This is a genomic window from Cobetia sp. SIMBA_158, assembly GCF_046566945.1.
Taxonomy (GTDB): Bacteria; Pseudomonadota; Gammaproteobacteria; order Pseudomonadales; family Halomonadaceae; genus Cobetia; species Cobetia amphilecti.
Genome location: NZ_JAWJYL010000756.1, coordinates 1 through 252 on the forward strand (window position 1 = coordinate 1; position 252 = coordinate 252).

Below are 252 nucleotides of genomic sequence, written 5' to 3' on the forward strand. Positions count from 1 at the left end.
TTACAGCAACCTGTTCCGCCGCGTGTTTTATTGCGGCATGGCGACACACATAAACAAAGTGCTATTTACGGTTTAGGGCGTATAATTAGTATTTAAAATATACATTTAATCATTTTATTATTTGGAGAGAACCATGGGATTGGGCGGCATTAGTATTTGGCAATTATTGATTGTTTTGGCAATCATTGTACTTCTTTTTGGTACTAAAAAATTACGCGGAATGGGGGGTGACTTAGGCGGTGCTGTTAAGGG

The 252-nt window shown here is 38.9% G+C and carries 1 protein-coding gene; it reads left to right on the plus strand.

From position 1 onward, the window contains the following. Positions 1–133: 133 nt before the first annotated feature. The coding region (locus R2R70_RS21835) for a twin-arginine translocase TatA/TatE family subunit (protein WP_410979173.1) at positions 134–252 on the plus strand (119 nt) is incomplete at its 3' end.